A 19553-nucleotide genomic window follows, 5' to 3' on the forward strand; every position below is an offset into this window, starting at 1 on the left:
AGCGCTGTGGCGCTCCCCTGTCGGAATATGAAGTTGAATGTGGCGCCCAGGCTACACCGGGCGCCCTCCGCCTCAGCGCTCGGATGCCGCCAGCTGTCCGCAGGCCCCGTCGATCTCCTGACCGCGGGTGTCCCGGACGGTGACCGGCACGCCGTGGGCAGCGATGGCCTCGACGAACGCCTTCTCGTCCTCGGGCCGCGATGCGGTCCACTTCGAACCGGGCGTCGGGTTCAGCGGGATCAGGTTGACGTGCACACGCTTGCCCTTGAGCAGCCGGCCGAGCCGGTCGCCCCGCCAGGCCTGGTCGTTGATGTCGCGGATCAGCGCGTACTCGATGGAGATACGGCGGCCGGACTTCGCCTCGTACTCCCACGCGGCGTCCAGCACCTCCCGCACCTTCCAGCGCGTGTTCACGGGGACGAGCGTGTCACGCAGCTCGTCGTCCGGGGCGTGCAGCGAGACGGCGAGACGGCACTTGAAGCCCTCGTCGGCGAAGCGCAGCATCGCCGGCACCAGGCCCACGGTGGAGACGGTGATCCCGCGCTGCGAGAGCCCCAGCCCGTCGGGCTCGGGATCGGTCAGCCGGCGGATCGCGCCCACGACACGGTTGTAGTTGGCGAGGGGCTCGCCCATACCCATGAAGACGATGTTGGAGAGCCGCGCGGGCCCGCCCGGAACCTCGCCGTCACGCAGCGCCCGCATGCCGTCCACGATCTGGTGCACGATCTCGGCGGTGGACAGATTGCGGTCGAGCCCGGCCTGACCCGTGGCGCAGAACGGGCAGTTCATCCCGCAGCCCGCCTGCGAGGAGATGCACATGGTCACCCGCTCCGGGTAGCGCATGAGGACGGACTCCACGAGCGTCCCGTCATGCAACTTCCACAGGGTCTTACGGGTGGTGTCGTCGTCGCAGCTGATGTGCCGCACCACGGACATCAGGTCGGGGAACAGCGCCTCGGCGAGGCCGTCGCGCGAACCGGCCGGAATGTTGGTCCACTCCGACGGGTCGTGCGCGTACCGCGCGAAGTAGTGCTGCGACAGCTGCTTGGCGCGGAACGGCTTCTCGCCGATCGCGGCGACTGCTTCCTTGCGCTCGTCGGGCGTGAGGTCGGCGAGATGCCGCGGCGGCTTCTTGGCTCCGCGGGGCGCGACAAAAGTGAGTTCTCCGGGCTTTGGCATGGTTCTTCCAGTGTCGCAGACAGACGAGGAAGGGCCCGCCGTCCTGTGGACAGCGGACCCTCACTCATAACTTTGCAGGTCAGACGGTGTGCCGAGGCGGTACGTCAGGCCGATCCGACGAAAATCACCAGCAGCAGCCAGACCACGGGCGCGGTCGGCAGCAGCGAGTCCAGCCGGTCCATGATCCCGCCGTGGCCGGGCAGCAGCGTGCCCATGTCCTTGATCCCCAGGTCGCGCTTGATCATGGATTCGCCCAGGTCACCGAGGGTGGCACTGGCGGCGACCGCGAGCCCCAGCAGCAGGCCCTGCCACCAGGAGCCGTCGTCGATCAGGAACTCCATGCACAGCGCACCGGCGACCATGGCGAAACTCACGGCACCGAGCAGGCCCTCGCGGGTCTTGCCGGGGCTGATGCGCGGCGCGAGCTTGTGCTTGCCGAAGCGCCAGCCCACCGCGTACGCCCCTGTGTCGCTGACCACGGTCAGCAGCAGGAACGTCAGGACCCGCTGCGCCCCGTCGTCGGCGGTGAGCAGCATCGCGACGAAGGTGGCCAGGAACGGCACGTAGAAGGCGGCGAACACGCCGGCCGTGACGTCCTTGAGGTACCCCTCGGGCGGTTCGGCCATCCGCCAGACCAGCACGGCGAGCGCGGTGAGCGCCATGGCCACCCAGGCACCCTCCGCCCCGCGTACGTACCCGGCGACGACCATGGCCGCGCCACCGACCGCGAGCGGGACGAGGGGCGCCTTGATGCCCTTGCGCTCCTCCAGGCGGGAGGTGAGCTCCCACAGGCCGACCACGACGGCGGCCACGATCACACCGATGAAGACGGCCTTCACCACGAAGAGCGAGGCGACGATGACGGCGCCGAGCCCCACGCCCACCCCTATGGCGGCGCGGAGATCACGCCCGGCACGCTTCTTCGGCGGGGGCTGCGGCGGGGTGGACATGGGCTCCTGCGGCATCTCGTCACGGGACAGGGGGCCGCTGACGCGCGCGGCCTCCCTGTCCCGGTCGTCGCGGTTGTCAGCGTCTCTACCTGCGTCGGGAACGTCCGGCACGATGGGCATGGGCCGAGTCTGCTGGGCGTCATGCACATCGTATGCAGGACCCGCCGGGGCGGCTCCCATCTGGGGCGCGCCCCAGTAACCGGCTCCCTGCGGGGCACCCCAGGAAGAGTCGTTCATCAGACTTCGAGCAGCTCGGCTTCCTTGTGCTTGAGCAGCTCGTCCACCTGGGCGACGTACTTCGCGGTGGTGTCGTCGAGCTCCTTCTCCGCGCGACGCACCTCGTCCTCGCCGGACTCCTTGTCCTTGACGAGCTTGTCGAGCGTCTCCTTGGCCTTGCGGCGGATGGAGCGGATCGAGATCTTGGAGTCCTCGGCCTTGGTCTTGGCGACCTTGATGTACTCCTTGCGGCGGTCCTGCGTGAGCTCGGGGAACGTCACACGGATGATGTTGCCGTCGTTGCTCGGGTTGACGCCGAGGTCGGAGTCACGGATCGCCTGCTCGATGTTGCGCAGTGCGGTCTTGTCGAACGGGGTCACCACGGCCATCCGCGGTTCCGGGACCGAGAACGAGGCCAGCTGGTTGATCGGGGTCAGCGCGCCGTAGTAGTCCGCGACGATCTTGTTGAACATCGCCGGGTGCGCACGGCCGGTGCGGATCGCGGCGAAGTCCTCTTTCGCGACGACAACGGCCTTCTCCATCTTCTCCTCGGCCTCGAGGAGGATTTCTTCGATCACCACGTGCTCCTGCGTGTCTTGAGTGGACCCGGCATCGTCGGGCCCTGCGGATCATCCTGCGTCGCGTCCTCACCTGCGCGGTGTCCGACCGGCAGGCGTTGTCCATCCTTGGGGGCCGTCAGGCCCTGGTGCTCTCGTCACTCACGAGCGTGCCGATCTTCTCACCCTTGACCGCGCGGGCGATGTTGCCTTCGGCGGTCAGTTCGAAGACGAGGATCGGCAGCTGGTTGTCACGGCAGAGCGTGATGGCGGTGGCGTCGGCGACCTTGAGATCGCGGGCGAGCACCTCGCTGTACTCCAGGGCGTCGAACTTCACCGCGCCGGGGTTGGTCTTCGGGTCGGAGTCGTAGACCCCGTCCACCCCGTTCTTGCCCATGAGCAGGGCCTTGGCGTCGATCTCCAGGGCGCGCTGGGCGGCGGTGGTGTCGGTGGAGAAGTACGGCATGCCCATGCCGGCGCCGAAGATGACGACGCGCCCCTTCTCCAGGTGCCGCACGGCGCGCAGCGGGATGTACGGCTCCGCGACCTGGCCCATGGTGATGGCGGTCTGGACGCGCGAGTCGATGCCTTCCTTCTCCAGGAAGTCCTGGAGCGCGAGGCAGTTCATAACGGTGCCGAGCATGCCCATGTAGTCGGACCGGGCCCGGTCCATGCCGCGCTGCTGGAGCTCGGCACCGCGGAAGAAGTTCCCGCCGCCGATCACTACCGCGATCTCCGCGCCGTCCCGTACGACCGCTGCGATCTCGCGGGCGATGGTGTGCACGACATCGGGGTCGACACCGAGGCCCCCGCCGCCGGCGAACGCCTCCCCCGAAAGCTTCAGCATGAAGCGTCCGGAAATCGTGCCCTCGTCGCGCTTGTGGCCGGCCTGTGTGGCGTCCGCGCCCTTGTCCATGGAAATTCTCCTCGTGCACATACGAAGAAGGCCATTGCCGGTGGGTCTGGTGTCCCTCAGCGGCAATGGCCTCCTCGTCAGATCTGCGGTCGTCCGGCATGAGTGCGGCCAGCGACTGCACTAGACCCTATCGGGGTCCACCGTTGTTCGCGGACGGACTCAGATGCCGACCTTGATGCGCGCGAAGCGCTTCAGGCTGACACCGGCCTCGTCCAGGACCTTCTGGACGGACTTCTTCGGGTCCTTGGCGAACGCCTGCTCCAGGACGACGACGTCCTTGAAGAAGCCGTTGACCCGACCCTCGACGATCTTCGGAAGGGCGGCCTCGGGCTTGCCCTCCTCGCGGGAGGTGGCCTCGGCGACCCGACGCTCGTTCTCGACCGTCTCGGCCGGGACCTCGTCGCGGTTGAGATACTTCGGGGCGAAGGCAGTGATGTGCTGCGCGACGTCCTTGGCGACCTCGGCGTTCTCCTTGTCCAGCTCGACGAGCACGCCGACCTGCGGCGGGAGGTCGGGCATGGTGCGGTGCATGTACGCAGCCACGTAACCGCCCGTGAACTGCGCGAAGCGGTCCAGGACGATCTTCTCGCCGAGGTTGGCGTTGGCCTCGTCCACGTACGCCTGGACGGTCTTGCCGGCCTCGATCTCAGACGCGAGCAGCGTCTCGAGGTCGGCCGGGGAGGTGGCGGCGACGTGCGCGGCCAGCGCGTTGGCGACGGCCTGGAACTTCTCGCCCTTGGCGACGAAGTCCGTCTCGCACTTCAGCTCGAGCAGAACGCCGGAGGTCTTGTCCTCGGAGATGAGGGAGACGACGGCGCCGTTCTCGGCAGAACGGCCTTCGCGCTTGGCGACGCCCTTCTGGCCCTTGATACGGAGGGCCTCGACGGCCCCTTCGACGCTGCCGTCGGCCTCGTCGAGGGCCTTCTTGCAGTCCATCATGCCGGCGCCGGTGAGCTCACGGAGCTTCTTGACGTCAGCGGCGGTGTAGTTCGCCATGAGTCTGTATGTCTCTCTCGAAGTCTGAAAGATCTACGGGTGAACGGCGGGGGCGGTGCTTGTGGCACCGGCCCCCGCCGTCATGAGCCGTAAGGGTCAGGCCTGCTCGGCGTCCGCGGCCGGAGCCTCGGCCTCGGCGGCGGGCGCCTCGGCAGCGGCCTCGGCGGCAGGGGCCTCGGCGGCCTCGGCGTCGGCGACCTTCTCGGTCTCGGCGGAGGTCTGGACCTCGGCGTCGGCCTTCTTGTCACCCTCGAGCAGGTCGCGCTCCCACTCGGCGAGCGGCTCGCCGGCGGCCTTCTCGCCCGGCTTCGAGTCACCGGTGGCGGCACCGGAACGGGCGATGAGGCCCTCGGCGACGGCGTCGGCGATCACGCGGGTGAGCAGGGTGACGGAGCGGATCGCGTCGTCGTTGCCCGGAATCTTGTAGTCGACCTCGTCGGGGTCGCAGTTGGTGTCGAGGATCGCGACGACCGGGATGTGGAGCTTGCGCGCCTCACCGACGGCGATGTGCTCCTTCTTGGTGTCGACGATCCAGACGGCGCTGGGCACCTTCTGCATCTCGCGGATACCACCAAGGGTCTTCTCCAGCTTGGCCTTCTCGCGCGAGAGAACCAGGAGCTCCTTCTTGGTGAGGCCCGACGCGGCCACGTCCTCGAAGTCGATGAGCTCCAGCTCCTTCAGGCGCTGGAGGCGCTTGTAGACGGTGGAGAAGTTGGTCAGCATGCCGCCGAGCCAGCGCTGGTTGACGTAGGGCATGCCCACGCGCGTCGCCTGCTCGGCGATCGCTTCCTGCGCCTGCTTCTTGGTGCCGACGAACATGATGGAACCGCCGTGGGCGACGGTCTCCTTGACGAACTCGTAGGCGCGGTCGATGTACGACAGCGACTGGAGCAGGTCGATGATGTAGATGCCGTTGCGCTCCGTGAAGATGAAGCGCTTCATCTTCGGGTTCCAACGACGGGTCTGGTGACCGAAGTGGACGCCGCTTTCCAGCAGCTCCCGCATCGTGACGACGGCCATGGCCGTACTCCTTGAGGTACTCGGTTATCGCGACCGCAGGATTGCTGTCGCGCCTGACGCCCCGACGCGCCGTGCCACAAGGGACCGAGGAGCGCGGCCACCGTCCGCAGAGAGGGTGGTGGCGGGGCGTGCGAAGTCGACCCGGTCACCCGGATCGCCAAAGGAAGTGTACGGGACCCGTCGGGTGCCGGGTGACGGCGCTGTCCACAACCCGTCCGTTGTCCACAGATCTGGTTCATGATCCCCGCGGATTCGCGGGGACGGGCAGCGTTGCGGTCATGCGCCGCACACCTGGAACTCCCTCGTCCCGCTCCCCGGCCGCCGTCCTGTTCGCCGTGTCCGCGGCCCTGCTCGCGGTGCTGGCCGGCTGCGCCGGGGCCCACGCCTCCGGGCCGCCCGTGCCGGACCCGGACCGCTCGTGGCCGCTGTCCGGCCGCCCCCCGGTGGTACGGGGGTGGGAGCCGCCCGCCGGGCCCTACGGGCCGGGCCACCGCGGCGTCGACCTCGCCGCGGAACCGGGCGCCCCGGTGCTGGCGGCCGCGGCCGGCCGGGTGGCGTTCGCCGGGCGGGTGGCGGGGCGGGGGGTGCTGGCCATCGAGGTGGCCGGGAGCGGCGAGCCACCGCTGCGCACCACCTACGAGCCGGTGCGCTCCCTGGTCGCCCAGGGCGAGGAGGTCGCTGCCGGCCAGGCGGTGGCGGTTCTGGAGCCGGGGCCCTTCCACTGCCCCGGGGCCTGTCTGCACTGGGGGCTGAAACGCGGCGGGTCCTATCTGGACCCCCTGTCGCTGCTGCCGCCCTCACTGCTGAGGCGCGGGCCATCCCGGTTGCTGCCGGTGTTCGGCGTACCGGAACCGGCGCCGCGGCCCTTCGCCGGAGCGGAGTCCGGGCCCGCGGCCGAGATCCGGGAAGCGGGCTACGGCGTACGGGGGATGCCCGGGCATGCCGTCCACGCGGGAGTGCTCGCGGTGGCCGCGGCCGTGGCGGGCGTCAGCCCCGTACTCCGCGCAGGATCATGGCGACGGCCGTGTCGGCGACGACGCCGGGTTCCTCGGCCGCGCCCAGCTCGATCCGGCGTACCGCTGCGTCCACCGAACCCTGCAGCAGCATCGCGGCGAGCCTCGGCTGCGTATGTCCCAGATCGCTCAGGGCCTCGACGATCATGGCGATCAGCCCGCCGTGCGCGGCCCGGATCTTCTCGCGCGCGCCCGCGTCCAGCTCACTCGCGGAGATCGCCACGACGGCCCGGTGGCGCCTGTCCCCGACGAGATCGAGCTGTCGGCGGACGTACGCCTCGATCTTGTCCTCCGGCGCCCCCGCACGCTGCATCGCGTTCTCGACCTCGGCCGCCCAGACGGGGAAGTCGACGGCGCAGAGCTCCTCGACGACGGCGGCACGGGAGCGGAAGTACTCATAGACGGAGGACCTGGCGAGCCCCGTGCGCTCGGCGAGAGCGGGGAAGGTCAACGCCTCCGTACCGCCCTCGGACAGCAAGGAGCGTGCGGCGTCCAGGAGGGCGCCACGCTGCATGGTCCGGTGCTCGGCCACGGAGGCCGCTCGAATCCTGGGCACGTATCCACTCTACGGCGGCAGGTGTTCGGGAGGGGGTGCGCGCCTCTGTTCAGGTGGCCGAAGCCGCCCAGGCCGGGCGCCGGATCGCCGGTGTGCGGGGACCGTTCAACGCCCCGCGTCGGCCAGCTTCGCCCGGAGTTGCAGCACGGACTTGGTGTGGATCTGGCTGACCCGGCTCTCGGTGACCCCGAGGACGTTGCCGATCTCGGCGAGGGTGAGACCTTCGTAGTAGTAGAGAGTGACGACCGTCTTCTCCCGTTCGGGGAGCGTGTTGATGGCCCGGGCGAGCAACCGTCTGAGCTCACGGTCCTCGGCGACCTCGACGGGATTGTCGGCGGCCGTGTCCTCCAGGGTGTCCATCAGGCTCAGCCGGTCGCCGCCCTCGCCGCCGACGTGCAGCAGTTCTTCCAGCGCCACCACGTTGGCCAGTGACAACTGGCTGAAAACAGCATGCAGTTCCTCCAGCGCGATGCCCATCTCGGCGGCGACCTCCGCCTCCGACGGCGTGCGCCGCAGCTGCGCCTCCAGCGTGGCGTAGGCGCGTTCCACATTCCGCGCCTTCTGCCGCACGGAGCGGGGAATCCAGTCCAGCGCCCTGAGTTCGTCGATCATCGCGCCCCGGATCCGGGTGATCGCGTACGTCTCGAACTTGATGGCCCGCTCGATGTCGAACTTCTCGATGGCGTCGATGAGTCCGAAGACTCCGGAGGAGACGAAGTCCGCCTGCTCCACGTTGGACGGCAGCCCCACGCTCACCCGGCCCGCGACGTACTTCACCAGGGGCGAGTAGTGCAGGATCAGCTGCTCCCGCAGCCGGCCGTCGCCCGTGGACTTGTAGGAACGCCACAACTCGTCGAGGGAGGAGGGGGCAGCTGGGCGCACAGTGCCACGCGCGGCTGGTGGGACTGCCGCGCGGTCAGACCCGGAGGTGTGCTGGGGCATGTGGTGCCTTGAGCCGTTCTGCTGTGAAGCGCTGGGGAACTTCTGTCTGGTGCGGAATCCTTGTGAGCGTAGCGTGATCGGAGTGTTGCAGTGTGCGCAGGACCGGGGCCCCGCACCGGGCGATTCTGCCCCATCGCGCGCGTCGCCGGTCATGACGGGGATCCGGGGCCGTCGCCGTGAGCGCGGCCCCGGAGGCATCACCGAGAGAGCCGCCGAGGTCATCGGCCTCACCTTTTCACCCGAATGCTCCAGGTCAAGTACCGCCTCGCCGCGCGTCCCCGTTGCGTGTCGACCCCGGCGTCAAACACCATCCGTCGCCTTCCCGTTCGACGAACCCCAGTGAGTGCAGTTCGTACAGTCGGCCGAGCGCCTCGTCGGCGGTGATACCGGCGGTACGCGCCACCTCCCGGCCGTCCACGACGCCTCGGTACGGCAGCGCTTCCAGGACCCGTGCGGTCACGGCGTCGAGCAGATCCATGGGCAGCACCGGACCCCGCCGGGCGGGGGTCAGATCGCCGATGTCACCGACCAGCTCGGCCACTTCGGCGGCGTCGGTCACCAACACGCCCTCGCCGCGCAGGAGTTCATGGACCCCGGCCGACAACCCGCTGGTCGCCGGACCCGGCACCCCTATCGTGAAGCGGCCGAGCCGCTGCGCGCTGCGGGCGGTCACCAGCGAGCCGCTGCGGTACTCCGCCTCGACCACGACCGTCCCTCTGGTCAGGGCGGCGATCACCCGGTTACGGAGAATGAACCGGCTGCGCGTCGGATGGGCACCCGGCGGCAACTCGCCCATGATCAGGCCCTGTTCGGCCATACGTCCGATCAACTCGGCGTGACCCCTCGGATAGGTGACGTCCACCCCGCAGGCGAGCACCGCCATCGTCGCGCCGCCCACGGCCAGGGCTCCGCGATGCGCCGCCCCGTCCACCCCGAACGCGGCTCCGGAAACGACCACCCAGCCGCGCTCCGCGAGCCCCGAACCGAGATTCGCCGCCATATGCGCCCCGTACGGTGTGCAGGCCCGGGCGCCGACCACCGCGACCGAGCGCAGGGCCCACACGCGCAGATCGCAGCGCCCCCGCACCCACAGACCGATCGGTCTGGCGTCACCCAGGTCGTCGAGTTGGGTCGGCCACTCCCGGTCGCCGGGGCAGACGAAGCGCCCGCCCACCGCGGCCACCGCCGCCAGATCGCGCTCCGGTTCGGCCGCCGCGGCCCGCAGGCGGTATCCGCCCAGCCGCACGGCCGTCATCCCAGGCAGCCGCTCCGCCGAACCGTCGGCGACCGTGAGCCGGCGGACCAGTTCGACCGGGCCGGTCTCCCGCAGCCAGCGGCCGGCACGCTCGTCACCCGGTTCGAGGATCCGCGTCAGAGCCACCCGCGCCAGCCGCGCCCGGTCCCGGCCCGCCGTCCGGTCCCCGGTCTCCGCGTACGCGCCAGAGCCTCCGTCCACCGCCCGTGCGTCCCGGGGGTCCCGCCCCCCTTCGCCACCCCCCTCCATCAGCCGGTTCACGACGCCCCTGCCTGCATCGGCACGCCGCGCTGGATGCCCGTCCGCAGCTCCAGTGCGACCGCGATGTCCGAGGCGTCGGGGCGGTCGGCGCCCCGGAGATCCGCGACCGTCCACGCCACTCTCAGCACCCGGTCCAGTCCCCGGGCCGTCAGGGCTCCCCTCTCCATGTCGCGTTCGGCCGCCAGCAGCGCACCCGGGGCCGCGAGCAGCCGGGTCCGCAGCTCGTGGCCCGGCACTTCGCTGTTGGTGGTCCACGGGGTGCCCGCGAGCCGGTCGGCCGCCCGCTCCCTCGCTTCCCGCACCCGGGCGGCGACGTCGGCGGTCGACTCGCCCCGTCCGCCGCGCCCCATGAGATCCGCCCGGTTGACGGGTTCCACCTCGACCCTCAGGTCGACCCGGTCGAGCAGGGGCCCGGAAAGCCTCGACTGGTAGCGCCGGATCATGGAGGGCGGGCACTCGCAGCCCGCCCCGCTGAGGGTGTGCCGGCCGCAGGGACACGGATTGGCGGCCAGCACCATCAGGAACCGGGCGGGAAGCCGCACCACCCCGGCCGCGCGGGCGACCACCACGTGTCCGGACTCCAGCGGCTGTCGCAGCGCGTCGAGCGCCCGTCCGGAGAACTCAGGTGCCTCGTCAAGAAAGAGCACACCCCGGTGAGCCAGCGAGACCGCTCCGGGCCTCGGCAGTCCGTTGCCGCCGCCCACCAGGGACTGCATCGTCGCCGAGTGGTGCGGTGCGCAGTACGGCGCCCTGGTGACCAAGGGCTCACCCGGCGGGAGGATGCCCGCCACCGAGTGCACAGCCGTCACTTCGAGGGATTCCTGACGGGTCAGCTGCGGCAGGACCGCCGAGAGCCGTTCCGCCAGCATGGTCTTCCCGGCGCCCGGCGGCCCCGAGAGCAGCAGGTGGTGGCCCCCCGCGGCCGCCACCTCAAGAGCCTTGCGCGGCCTGTGCTGGCCTGCGACGTCCGCGAGGTCGGGGCGGTGGCCGTCGCTGCCCTGTGACGCGAACGGGGCGAGTCCCGAGCCGACCCCCGCTCCGGGCATCATCAGCCCGGCCAGCATGCTGTCCGGGCGTCCCTGGGCCGCCGCCGGTTCCTCGGGGACAGGCTCGTCCGCGAGCACGGCGATCAGCTGCCGCAGGCTCCGTACACCGAGGACCGAGACACCCGGTACGAGGGCCGCTTCCCCGGCGGTCTGTTCGGGGACGACCACATGGCGATATCCCGCTTCCGCCGCGGCGAGCACGGCAGGCAGCACTCCGCGCACCGGACGGACCCGGCCGTCCAGGCCCAGCTCGCCGATCATCACCACATCGGCGATGGCCGCCGGGTCGATGCGTTCCGCCGCACCGAGCACGGCACACGCGACAGCGAGATCGAATCCGCTGCCGCTCTTGGGTACCGACGCCGGGGAGAGGCCCACCGTGAGCTTCTTCTGCGGCCACTCGGCACCCGAATTGACCACCGCGGCCCTGACCCGGTCCCGGCTCTCCACCAGGCTCTTGTCCGGCAGACCCACCAGGGTGAACGCCGCCACCCCCGGTTCCAGATCCGCCTGGACCTCCACCACCACGCCCTCGACGCCGACCAGCGCCACCGAACACGCACGAGCGAACCCCATCAGGCCACCCCCCGCACATGCTCGGCGACGGGCGCTCCGCGCCGGGGCAGGATCACTCCGACCAGATCGATCCGGACGCCGCCGGACGGCGGTCCGCCGTGCCGGTCGAGCCAGATCCCGGCAAGCCTGCGCAGCCGCTCGGCCTTGGCCGGTGTGACGGCCGCCATCGGATGTTCGAAGGCTCCCGACCTGCGGGTCTTGACCTCGCAGATGACCAGGGCATCGCCGTCACCTGCGACGATGTCGATCTCTCCGGCGCGGCACCGCCAATTGCGTGCCAGGACCGCCATACCCGCTTCGGTCAGCAGCCGAGCCGCCAGATCCTCGCCGTACCGCCCGAGTGCCCCCCGTGCGTTCATTCGGCACCACCTCCGGCACCGACTCTGCCGCGTCGGGCCGGAACTGGTGGATCTTGGTGGACAACTCAGCGATTGTGGATAACTCAGCCACCCGGAAGTTCGAGATCGCTCTTGTTGAGCTCCTCGATGTTGACGTCCTTGAAGGTCAGAACACGGACCTGTTTGACGAATCGGGCGGGCCTGTACATGTCCCAGACCCAGGCGTCCGCCATGGACACCTCGAAAAAGACCTCACCCTGGACGGAGTGCACTTGCATCTCGTAGTCGTTGGTGAGGTAGAAGCGCCGTTCGGTCTCGATCACATATTTGAACAGACCGACGACATCGCGGTACTCCCGGTAGAGCTTCAGCTCCATCTCGGTCTCGTACTTCTCGAGGTCCTCGGCGCTCATGGCATGTTCCCCTTCAGCCGTGCGTCCCCCTATTGTGCGTCAGCCGCTCCCGCTCCCGGCCGATTAGACGATTTCGGGGGCCAGGACCAGCGGATGACGTGGAGGACCCTCGTCGAGCAGCGTGCGCAGCAGCTCGGCGAGTCTGGTCGGGTACACCGTCTCACGCGCCGCGATCAGTTCGGCGGAAGTCCACCACCTGGAGCCCGCGATACTGCGCAGCTCCAGTTCGGTGAAGGCCGTCGGGGCAGGGGCGGTCTGTGTCGTCCGGGCCAGGAAGTACCACTCGTCCTGATCCCAGCGCCGCCCGTCGAAGGGGAAGGAGCAGGTCCGCGTCCAGAGCACCGGACCGAGTTCCACGTCCACGATCCCGGTTTCCTCCGCCAGCTCGCGCAGCGCGGCCTCTTCCCGGGTCTCCTCGCCCTCCAGGCCGCCGCCCGGGGTGAACCACCAGGTCTTCGCCGGATCGTCCGGTTCGAATCCGTGCATGAGCAGGATGCGGTCGTCCGGGTCGAGGAGCACCACCCGGGCGACCCTGCGCGACTCAGCGGGCATGTGTGGTTCCCGCCGCGCGGCCGCGGCGCGAGATGCGTGCCGCGATCGTGCTGTAGGCGGCCCCGCCCAGGATGAGCACCACGCCCACCACCACGGCGCCGAGCTGGAGCGGCAGCGGTCCGCCGGCTGAGATCCCGCCGGGCAGCCCCGCGAAGCTCTCCGGCCGCTCGATCAGGGTCTGCGACGGCCAGGCGACGGCGTCCAGCCGGGCCTGCACGGCACTGAGCGGGACCGATCCCTGCCCGGGGTCCTCCAGGTGGACCCTGGAGTCCAGCGAGGTGCTGCGCTCGTCACCGAGGAGGAACACCTGGCCCTTGGGCACCACGGCCGAGAAGTCCTGCTGCGCGGCCGGCGCCCCGGCGCCGCCCTCCGTGGGCCACTGCGTCCGCAGATACGGTTCCTCAACGGGTTCGCCGTTGATGGTGAGCCGGCCGTCGGCATCGCAGCAGGCGACCTTGTCGCCGCCGACGCCGACCACCCTCTTCACCATCGGCTGGTTGCCCCACACCGAATCGGTGAAGACCACCACGTCCCCGCGCCTCACATCGGCGCCGTCGATCCGCTCCGCGAGCACCCGGTCCCCGGCGTTGACCGTCGGGGACATGGATGCCGTCGGTACCGTGTACGGCTTGTACACCACCGCTCCCCAGGCGAACCCGCCGAGAAAGAGCACACAGCCGACGGCCACGGCCAGGCTCGACAACGCGTTGCCGAGCCGGCCGCGGCCGTCACCCGTTCGTCCTGTTCCGCTCATCCCAGCGCTCCCCCATCGGAGATCGACAATCGCTGATCCGAGTCGGCACCCTACCCGGCGGTATGCCCGCTGGTCAGCCTCCGGCGGCGCCACAACACGAGGGGCAGCGCTCCGGCTACACCGAGTGCTCCCGGAGCCATCGCGGCCGCCGCGTTCAGCCCGGACTGGTCGAAGGTGCCGGGGACCGGCAGCGTCGCCCAGCGGTTGACGGGCCAGGCGACGACGACGGCGCGGCCGACGACCTCGTCCGTGGAGACGGTGCCCTGGCCGGGCAGCTCCTGGTGGTACCGGGAGTCCAGCGAGTTGCTGCGGTGGTCGCCCATCACCCAGATACGGCCGTCGGGCACCTTGATCGGCCCGAACGGCTCGTCATTGCAGGGGGTGTCACCGGGGAAGATGAACGACTTCTCCTCCAGGGCCTTGCCGTTGACGGTCACCGGCCCGTTCTTCTTGCACTCCACCGTGTCGCCGCCGACCGCGATGACCCGCTTGATCAGGTCCTTCTCCTCGGCGGACGGCATCAGTCCGATGAAGCTGAGGAACTTCTGCACCACATTGGGCTCGGGCGTCGCCGTGTCCTCGAGCCAGCCGCCCGGGTCGTGGAAGACCACGACCTCGCCGCGCTCCGGCTCCGAGCCGAACCACGGGGTCAGCTTGTCGACCAGCACCCGGTCACCCCGCTGCAGCGTGTTCTGCATGGAGTCGGACGGGATGGAGAACGCCTGTACCAGGAATGTCTTGATCAGCAGCGCGAGAATCAGCGCGATACCGATGAGAAGCGGCAGTTCCTTCCAGAAGGAGCGCTGCTTCTTCGGAGCCTTGCCACCACTGCCCGGGGAGTCGCCGTCACTCTCCGTCCGGTCCGCCGACGCATCCCCCTGGGACCCGGCGTGCTCCGGCCGGTCCTCGGGTTCGTCGTGTCCGGATCGTGCGCCGACCGCCAAATCCCCCACATCCACTCCTCAATCCGTGCCACCGCCCGCGCCCTAGTCGGTGCAGGCCCACCACTCCCATAACGAGCGGGAGTTCCGCAGGGGTCGGGAGCAGGACCATTCCGTATCGATCCTCGGAAGACACACTATTCGACCCGGCGGTCCCGGCCGCCGACCCCGGCCCGGCGGCCGGGACCTCGGCGTACGTCTCCCGTTCCTCCAGCGTGCGCCAGTGGCCGAACGGCCAGGCGATCACGACGGCCCGTCCCACGACCTCGTCCTCGGAAACCGTGCCCTTCTCCGGTTCGTCGAGGTGGAAACGCGAGTCGGCGGAATTGGACCGGTGGTCGCCCATCACGAAGATGCGGCCCGCCGGGACCTTCACCTCGAACGTGAGGGTCGACGGCTTGTCCCCGGGAAGCACGTACTGCTCGTTGAGCGGTACACCGTTGACCGTCAGCCGGCCGTCCTCGCCGCAGCATCTGACGGTGTCTCCGCCGACGGCCACCACCCGCTTGATCAGGTCCTGCTCGTCGTCGGACGGCAGCAGTCCGATGAAGGTGAGCAGTTCCTCGGCCTGCTTGACGCCGATGGGCGGGTCCTTCTCCTGGGTGGCCCCCTCCTGCTGGAGCCAGCCCCCCGGGTCCTTGAACACGACGACGTCGCCGCGCTGCGGCTTCGAACCGAACCACGGTGTGAGCTTGTCGACCAGCACCCGGTCGCCGATCCGGATGGTCTGTTCCATCGAACCGGACGGGATCACGAACGCCTGCACCAGAAAGGTCTTGAGGACCAGCGCGATCAGCAGCGCCACGAGGACGAGGAGGGGGATCTCCTTCACCGCGGACCTGCGCCTGCGCCGTTTGACCTTGCGGGCCAGCTTGCGGCGCTCCGCCCGGGTGGGCAGCGAGCGGCGAGCGGTCGGCCTGGTCCCGGTGGGCAGCTGGACGTCCTCCTCCGGTGTTCCGCGCGGGCGCCCGCGGTTACCCATGGGCTCCGCCCGGTTCCCGTACGCCGTGGAAGGCGCCGGTGGCGGGCACGGAGCCCAGTCTGCCCAGCGGCCAGCCGAGCCAGTCGACCCGCCCGATCACCATGTCCACGGGGACCATTCCGCCGCCTGGCCGCCCCAGGTACTCCCGGGAGTCGCGCGAGTTTCCGCGGTGGTCGCCCATCATCCACAGGGTGCCTTCGGGTACGACGATGTCGAACGCCACCGAGGACGGTGCGTCGCCCCGGTAGAGGTACTCCTCGTCCACAGACCGGCCGTTCACCTGGAGCCTCCCCCGCTGGTCGCAGCAGACCACGCGATCGCCGCCGACGCCCACCACCCGCTTCACGAAGTCGGTCTCGGCGGGTTCCGCCAGACCGAGGGACGCGGCCGCACCGTGCAGCAGGGCGGTGAGGGGGTCGTCCCCGGTCGACTCCTGTACGAAGGAGCCCGTGCCGTCGAAGACCACCACGTCGCCGCGCTGCGGTTCGGAGCCGAAACGGTACGCCAGTTTGTTGACGAGGACCCGGTCCCCGACCCGCAGCGTGGACTCCATCGAGCCGCTGGGAATCAGGAAGGGCTGCACCACGAAGTTGCTGAACAGCAGCAGCACCACCGTGAGGGCGGCCCCCAGGGAGGCGGCCCGCCGCCAGGACATCGCGGCGGATATCCGGCCCGGGACATGCGAGAAGCGCGACCCCTCCTCCGGCCCTTCTGCGGGTCCGGAGGAGCGATCGCGCTCCGTGTGCTGTGTTTCCGTGTCCATCGGAGCCGAAGCTTATCCGGCCGTACCGAGGACGTCGGAGTCAGCTCAGTTGTCGCGCTTCTCCTTGATCTTCGCGGCCTTGCCGCGGAGCTCACGGAGGTAGTACAGCTTGGCGCGACGGACGTCACCGCGGGTGACGAGCTCGATCTTCTCGAAGATCGGGCTGTGCACCGGGAACGTACGCTCGACGCCGACGCTGAAGGAGACCTTGCGGACCGTGAAGGTCTCGCTGACGCCCGCGCCCTGGCGACGGATGACAACGCCCTTGAACTGCTGGATACGGGAGCGGTTGCCCTCGATCACGCGCACGTGGACGTTGACGGTGTCACCGGCGCGGAAGGCCGGAACGTCGGAACGCAGCGTAGCGGCGTTGACGCCATCGAGCAGATGAGACATTTTGTCTGCTTTCTTCGCCGATGCCACAGGTCATCGACGGGAGAGAGGGAGGATTCGGGTGCTGATCGCGTCGGGCGGGCGTCGTTCCCCCTGTGGCAGGGGCGCACACCGGACGTACAGCAGAGTTATTCTTCCATGCCCTCGGGCCTGCGCCAAAATCGGCCGCCGGGCCCCGGGGACCAGCCGAGGATGGAGAGCATCTCCCGGTCCTTCTTGTCGAAGCCCGATGCCTCGCAACGCTCAATCAGATCGGGCCTGTTGAGCGCGGTACGACGGAAGGCCTCGTCCCGGCGCCAGCGCGCGATCCTGCCGTGGTGACCGCTGAGCAGGACCTCCGGAATGCCCCGGCCGCGCCACTCGGGCGGCTTGGTGTAGACGGGGCCCTCCAGCAGGTTGGCCATGGCGCCCGGCGCGAAGGAGTCGTCGCGGTGCGATTCGGCGTTGCCGAGCACACCGGGCAGCAGCCGTGCCACGGCCTCCGTGATGACCAGGACGGCGGCTTCCCCGCCGGCCAGGACGTAATCCCCGATGGACACCTCGATGACCGGCATACGCGTGGCGTACTCGTCCATCACCCGGCGGTCGATGCCCTCGTACCTGGCGGGCGTGAAGATCAGCCATGGCCGCTCGGAGAGCTCGACGGCCAGCTCCTGGGTGAAGGGCCGGCCGCTGGGCGTGGGCACCACGATCACCGGGGAGTGCGCCCCGGCCTCGTAACCGTCGGCCAGCGTCTCGTCCAGGCAGTCGCCCCAGGGGCCGGTCTTCATGACCATGCCCGGGCCGCCGCCGTAGGGGGTGTCGTCGACCGTGTTGTGCCGGTCGTAGGTCCACTCCCGGAGGTCGTGGACCTGCACGTCGAGGCTGCCGCGGGCGCGCGCCTTGCCGACGAGCGAGACGTTCAGCGGCTCCAGGTACTCGGGGAAGATCGTGACGACGTCGAGCCTCATCGGGTCTCGTCCCCGGACGCGGTGGACTCGTCGCCCTGCCCCGCGCCTTCCTCGTCGCCCTCCTCGTCGCGCGAGGTGGCGACCACGGCCTCGGTCTCGTCGATCAGCCCGGGAGGCGGGGTGATGACCGCGCGCTGCTCCTCCAGGTCGATCTCGCTGACGATCTCCTCGACGAAGGGGATCATCACCTCGCTGCCGTCCGGGCGCTCCACGATGAACAGGTCCTGGGACGGCAGGTGCGTGATCTCGGTGATCCTGCCGATCTCCGTGCCGTCGGCGAGGACCACGTCGAGGTCCATGAGCTGGTGGTCGTAGAACTCCTCGGGGTCCTCGGGAAGCTCGTCCGGGTCCACGTCGGCGATCAGCAGGGTGTTACGGAGGGCCTCCGCGCCCGAACGGTCCCGTACGCCCTCGAAACGGAGCAGCAGCCTGCCGCTGTGGACCCTGCCGGTCTCGATCGTCAGCGGTCCCGTCTCGGCGGGCTCGGTGGCCAGGACGGCACCGGGGCCGAGCCGCACCTCGGGCTCGTCCGTGCGCACCTCGACGGTGACCTCGCCCTTGATGCCGTGGGCACGGCCGATCCGTGCGACTACCAACTGCACGCTACTTCTCCAGGTGATCGTTTACGGACGACAAAGGCCGGGGACGGCTCGAAAGCCCTCCCCGGCCCTGGCCGGTGTTCAACTCTTCAGCGAGCCTGATCCACGTCGACGAGGTCGACGCGGATACCACGGCCGCCGATGGCACCCACGACGGTACGCAGAGCGCGAGCGGTGCGGCCGTTACGACCGATCACCTTGCCGAGGTCGTCCGGGTGAACCCGGACTTCCAGCACGCGTCCACGGCGCAGGTTGCGCGAGGCGACCTGCACATCGTCGGGATTGTCGACGATGCCCTTCACGAGGTGCTCGAGAGCCTCCTCGAGCATGCTCAGGCCTCGGTCGACTCGGTGGACGCAGCGTCAGCCGCCTCGTCCGCCTTCTTGTCGGCCTTCTTGGCCTTCTGGGTGATGGCCTCACCCTTGGCCTCGTCGCCGTCCGCGGTGAGAGCCTCGAACAGCGCGCGCTTGTCAGCCTTGGGCTCCGGCTGCAGGAGCGGCGGCGGGGCCGGAAGGCCCTTGTGGGCCTGCCAGTCGCCGGTGAGCTTCAGAATCGCGAGAACCGGCTCGGTCGGCTGGGCGCCGACGGACAGCCAGTACTGCGCGCGCTCTGCGTTGACCTCGATGCGCGAGGGGTTCTGCACCGGGTGGTACAGGCCGATCTCCTCGATGGCCCGACCATCACGGCGGGTACGGGAGTCGGCGACGACGATGCGGTAGTGAGGCGAACGGATCTTGCCCAGACGCTTCAGCTTGATCTTGACTGCCACGGAAGTGGTGTCTCCTGGTCTTGACGTGGTTGGGCACAACGAAGATGCCACGTGGGGTTGCGGTACTCGCGTGCCCGACGGACGCGTCAGTCGGAGGAGAGAGGGGTCCTATGCGACTGTCGAGTACAGCTGTCCATTGTGCCACACCCCATCGGGTCACCCCACCGCGACCGCCGCTTCCGGGATCCGGAACGGCTTTCCGCAGCCACCGCAGACGATGGGGGCCTGCGCGAGGACCGAGGGAACCACACGTACGTTGCGTCCGCAGTCGCAGACGGCCTTCACCCGCACACCCCCTCCGGAGGAGCCGTGCCGGGCGGCCGGCCCGCGGAAGGAACGCTTGGTGTCCGCGGCCGTGGCCACGGTGTGCGCCTTGAGCGCGCGCTGCAGCCGTTCGATGGTCGGTCGGTACCTCCGCTTGGCCTCCGGATTCAGGGTGACCAGCGAGAAGCCACTGCTGGGATGGGGTTCCTCGGCATGATCGAGGCCCATCTCCTCGGCGATCGCGAGGAATCGTCGGTTGTGGTAACGGCCGGCGGGGGGGGGGGGGGGGGGGAAACCCCCGCGGAGGGTGAGTTAGGAGGTCTCCACTCACCCATTCCCTAAAGAAGAAAAC

22 protein-coding genes and 2 pseudogenes are annotated in these 19553 nt (G+C 69.6%); 1 reads left to right on the plus strand and 23 read right to left on the minus strand.

Annotated elements, in window-relative coordinates; all coding sequences use genetic code 11:
* Positions 1-72 precede the first annotated feature (72 nt).
* From rlmN to rpsB, 6 genes are all read right to left on the minus strand, one after another.
* On the minus strand, positions 73-1179 hold the full coding sequence (gene rlmN / locus AC07FA_RS28735; RefSeq protein WP_479079222.1) for a dual-specificity RNA methyltransferase RlmN: 1107 nt from the start codon (positions 1177-1179) through the stop codon (positions 73-75).
* A gap of 104 nt (positions 1180-1283) precedes the next feature.
* Positions 1284-2366, minus strand: a complete 1083-nt coding sequence (locus tag AC07FA_RS28740) for a phosphatidate cytidylyltransferase (RefSeq protein WP_479079223.1) — start codon at positions 2364-2366, stop codon at positions 1284-1286.
* On the minus strand, positions 2366-2923 hold the full coding sequence (frr, locus tag AC07FA_RS28745; RefSeq protein ID WP_073726823.1) for a ribosome recycling factor: 558 nt from the start codon (positions 2921-2923) through the stop codon (positions 2366-2368). Before frr ends, AC07FA_RS28740 begins: the two co-directional genes overlap by 1 nt.
* Positions 2924-3041: 118 nt before the next feature.
* A complete protein-coding gene (gene pyrH / locus AC07FA_RS28750; protein WP_479079224.1) occupies positions 3042-3818 on the minus strand; it encodes a UMP kinase in 777 nt (258 codons plus the stop codon).
* A gap of 159 nt (positions 3819-3977) precedes the next feature.
* On the minus strand, positions 3978-4814 hold the full coding sequence (gene tsf, locus AC07FA_RS28755) for a translation elongation factor Ts (protein WP_479079225.1): 837 nt from the start codon (positions 4812-4814) through the stop codon (positions 3978-3980).
* A gap of 96 nt (positions 4815-4910) precedes the next feature.
* The gene (gene rpsB / locus AC07FA_RS28760) at positions 4911-5834 is read right to left on the minus strand and encodes a 30S ribosomal protein S2 (RefSeq protein ID WP_384964667.1); all 924 of its coding nucleotides are present in this window, start codon (positions 5832-5834) and stop codon (positions 4911-4913) included.
* Between the two features lie 278 nt (positions 5835-6112).
* Between rpsB and AC07FA_RS28765 the strand changes: the two are divergent.
* Positions 6113-6553: pseudogene (locus AC07FA_RS28765) on the plus strand (peptidoglycan DD-metalloendopeptidase family protein); the annotation flags it as partial.
* A gap of 268 nt (positions 6554-6821) precedes the next feature.
* Here AC07FA_RS28765 and AC07FA_RS28770 read toward each other — a convergent pair.
* The 17 genes and pseudogenes from AC07FA_RS28770 to AC07FA_RS28850 form a co-directional block, all read right to left on the minus strand.
* Entirely contained in the window at positions 6822-7379 is a 558-nt protein-coding gene (locus AC07FA_RS28770) for a TetR/AcrR family transcriptional regulator (protein WP_479079363.1), read from the minus strand.
* Between the two features lie 129 nt (positions 7380-7508).
* Positions 7509-8345 (minus strand): RNA polymerase sigma factor WhiG, encoded by an 837-nt coding sequence (gene whiG, locus AC07FA_RS28775; RefSeq protein ID WP_453527489.1) that lies wholly within the window; start codon positions 8343-8345, stop codon positions 7509-7511.
* 253 nt (positions 8346-8598) lie between these two features.
* Positions 8599-9711 (minus strand): DNA-processing protein DprA, encoded by a 1113-nt coding sequence (dprA, locus tag AC07FA_RS28780; protein ID WP_479079364.1) that lies wholly within the window; start codon positions 9709-9711, stop codon positions 8599-8601.
* Between the two features lie 146 nt (positions 9712-9857).
* Positions 9858-11483 (minus strand): YifB family Mg chelatase-like AAA ATPase, encoded by a 1626-nt coding sequence (locus AC07FA_RS28785; RefSeq protein ID WP_479079226.1) that lies wholly within the window; start codon positions 11481-11483, stop codon positions 9858-9860.
* Positions 11483-11842, minus strand: a complete 360-nt coding sequence (locus AC07FA_RS28790) for a YraN family protein (RefSeq protein WP_479079227.1) — start codon at positions 11840-11842, stop codon at positions 11483-11485. Before AC07FA_RS28790 ends, AC07FA_RS28785 begins: the two co-directional genes overlap by 1 nt.
* Positions 11843-11925: 83 nt before the next feature.
* The gene (locus AC07FA_RS28795) at positions 11926-12234 is read right to left on the minus strand and encodes a DUF2469 domain-containing protein (protein ID WP_003965949.1); all 309 of its coding nucleotides are present in this window, start codon (positions 12232-12234) and stop codon (positions 11926-11928) included.
* Positions 12235-12297: 63 nt separating this feature from the next.
* On the minus strand, positions 12298-12786 hold the full coding sequence (locus AC07FA_RS28800; RefSeq protein ID WP_479079228.1) for an NUDIX hydrolase: 489 nt from the start codon (positions 12784-12786) through the stop codon (positions 12298-12300).
* Positions 12776-13540, minus strand: coding sequence for a signal peptidase I (gene lepB, locus AC07FA_RS28805; protein ID WP_479079229.1), 765 nt, complete (start codon positions 13538-13540; stop codon positions 12776-12778). The genes AC07FA_RS28800 and lepB (AC07FA_RS28805) overlap by 11 nt, the downstream gene beginning before the upstream one ends.
* Before the next feature lie 50 nt (positions 13541-13590).
* Positions 13591-14484, minus strand: coding sequence for a signal peptidase I (gene lepB / locus AC07FA_RS28810; protein ID WP_479079365.1), 894 nt, complete (start codon positions 14482-14484; stop codon positions 13591-13593).
* The gene (gene lepB / locus AC07FA_RS28815; RefSeq protein ID WP_479079230.1) at positions 14387-15463 is read right to left on the minus strand and encodes a signal peptidase I; all 1077 of its coding nucleotides are present in this window, start codon (positions 15461-15463) and stop codon (positions 14387-14389) included. The genes lepB (AC07FA_RS28810) and lepB (AC07FA_RS28815) overlap by 98 nt, the downstream gene beginning before the upstream one ends.
* Positions 15456-16226 carry a signal peptidase I gene (lepB, locus tag AC07FA_RS28820; protein WP_479079231.1) on the minus strand — a complete coding sequence of 257 codons (771 nt, stop codon included), beginning with the start codon at positions 16224-16226 and terminating at the stop codon, positions 15456-15458. Before lepB (AC07FA_RS28820) ends, lepB (AC07FA_RS28815) begins: the two co-directional genes overlap by 8 nt.
* A gap of 45 nt (positions 16227-16271) precedes the next feature.
* Complete coding sequence (gene rplS, locus AC07FA_RS28825) at positions 16272-16622, minus strand: 50S ribosomal protein L19 (protein ID WP_479079232.1); 351 nt, start codon at positions 16620-16622, stop codon at positions 16272-16274.
* A 125-nt stretch (positions 16623-16747) separates the two neighbouring features.
* Positions 16748-17569 carry a tRNA (guanosine(37)-N1)-methyltransferase TrmD gene (gene trmD / locus AC07FA_RS28830; protein ID WP_479079233.1) on the minus strand — a complete coding sequence of 274 codons (822 nt, stop codon included), beginning with the start codon at positions 17567-17569 and terminating at the stop codon, positions 16748-16750.
* Complete coding sequence (rimM, locus tag AC07FA_RS28835; protein WP_479079234.1) at positions 17566-18171, minus strand: ribosome maturation factor RimM; 606 nt, start codon at positions 18169-18171, stop codon at positions 17566-17568. The genes trmD and rimM overlap by 4 nt, the downstream gene beginning before the upstream one ends.
* Positions 18172-18257: 86 nt before the next feature.
* Positions 18258-18497: an RNA-binding protein gene (locus AC07FA_RS28840; RefSeq protein ID WP_254369541.1), complete on the minus strand. Its 240-nt coding sequence runs from the start codon at positions 18495-18497 to the stop codon at positions 18258-18260.
* A 2-nt stretch (positions 18498-18499) separates the two neighbouring features.
* Positions 18500-18937 (minus strand): 30S ribosomal protein S16, encoded by a 438-nt coding sequence (gene rpsP, locus AC07FA_RS28845; RefSeq protein ID WP_383782783.1) that lies wholly within the window; start codon positions 18935-18937, stop codon positions 18500-18502.
* 156 nt (positions 18938-19093) lie between these two features.
* Positions 19094-19474: pseudogene (locus tag AC07FA_RS28850) on the minus strand (hypothetical protein); the annotation flags it as partial.
* Positions 19475-19553 lie beyond the last annotated feature (79 nt).

The organism is Streptomyces sp. NPDC045968 (genome assembly GCF_056430475.1).

What these genes read in the sequence shown, in the direction of transcription:
- AC07FA_RS28840 (WP_254369541.1), bottom strand. Translation starts at nt 18,497, where the DNA reads ATGCTCGAGGAGGCTCTCGAGCACCTCGTGAAGGGCATCGTCGACAAT.
- rpsB (WP_384964667.1), bottom strand. Translation starts at nt 5,834, where the DNA reads ATGGCCGTCGTCACGATGCGGGAGCTGCTGGAAAGCGGCGTCCACTTC.
- AC07FA_RS28790 (WP_479079227.1), bottom strand. Translation starts at nt 11,842, where the DNA reads ATGAACGCACGGGGGGCACTCGGGCGGTACGGCGAGGATCTGGCGGCT.
- lepB (WP_479079230.1), bottom strand. Translation starts at nt 15,463, where the DNA reads ATGGGTAACCGCGGGCGCCCGCGCGGAACACCGGAGGAGGACGTCCAG.
- trmD (WP_479079233.1), bottom strand. Translation starts at nt 17,569, where the DNA reads ATGAGGCTCGACGTCGTCACGATCTTCCCCGAGTACCTGGAGCCGCTG.
- lepB (WP_479079231.1), bottom strand. Translation starts at nt 16,226, where the DNA reads ATGGACACGGAAACACAGCACACGGAGCGCGATCGCTCCTCCGGACCC.
- tsf (WP_479079225.1), bottom strand. Translation starts at nt 4,814, where the DNA reads ATGGCGAACTACACCGCCGCTGACGTCAAGAAGCTCCGTGAGCTCACC.
- AC07FA_RS28740 (WP_479079223.1), bottom strand. Translation starts at nt 2,366, where the DNA reads ATGAACGACTCTTCCTGGGGTGCCCCGCAGGGAGCCGGTTACTGGGGC.
- AC07FA_RS28800 (WP_479079228.1), bottom strand. Translation starts at nt 12,786, where the DNA reads ATGCCCGCTGAGTCGCGCAGGGTCGCCCGGGTGGTGCTCCTCGACCCG.
- pyrH (WP_479079224.1), bottom strand. Translation starts at nt 3,818, where the DNA reads ATGGACAAGGGCGCGGACGCCACACAGGCCGGCCACAAGCGCGACGAG.
- rplS (WP_479079232.1), bottom strand. Translation starts at nt 16,622, where the DNA reads ATGTCTCATCTGCTCGATGGCGTCAACGCCGCTACGCTGCGTTCCGAC.
- AC07FA_RS28785 (WP_479079226.1), bottom strand. Translation starts at nt 11,483, where the DNA reads ATGGGGTTCGCTCGTGCGTGTTCGGTGGCGCTGGTCGGCGTCGAGGGC.
- rlmN (WP_479079222.1), bottom strand. Translation starts at nt 1,179, where the DNA reads ATGCCAAAGCCCGGAGAACTCACTTTTGTCGCGCCCCGCGGAGCCAAG.
- whiG (WP_453527489.1), bottom strand. Translation starts at nt 8,345, where the DNA reads ATGCCCCAGCACACCTCCGGGTCTGACCGCGCGGCAGTCCCACCAGCC.
- AC07FA_RS28795 (WP_003965949.1), bottom strand. Translation starts at nt 12,234, where the DNA reads ATGAGCGCCGAGGACCTCGAGAAGTACGAGACCGAGATGGAGCTGAAG.
- lepB (WP_479079229.1), bottom strand. Translation starts at nt 13,540, where the DNA reads ATGAGCGGAACAGGACGAACGGGTGACGGCCGCGGCCGGCTCGGCAAC.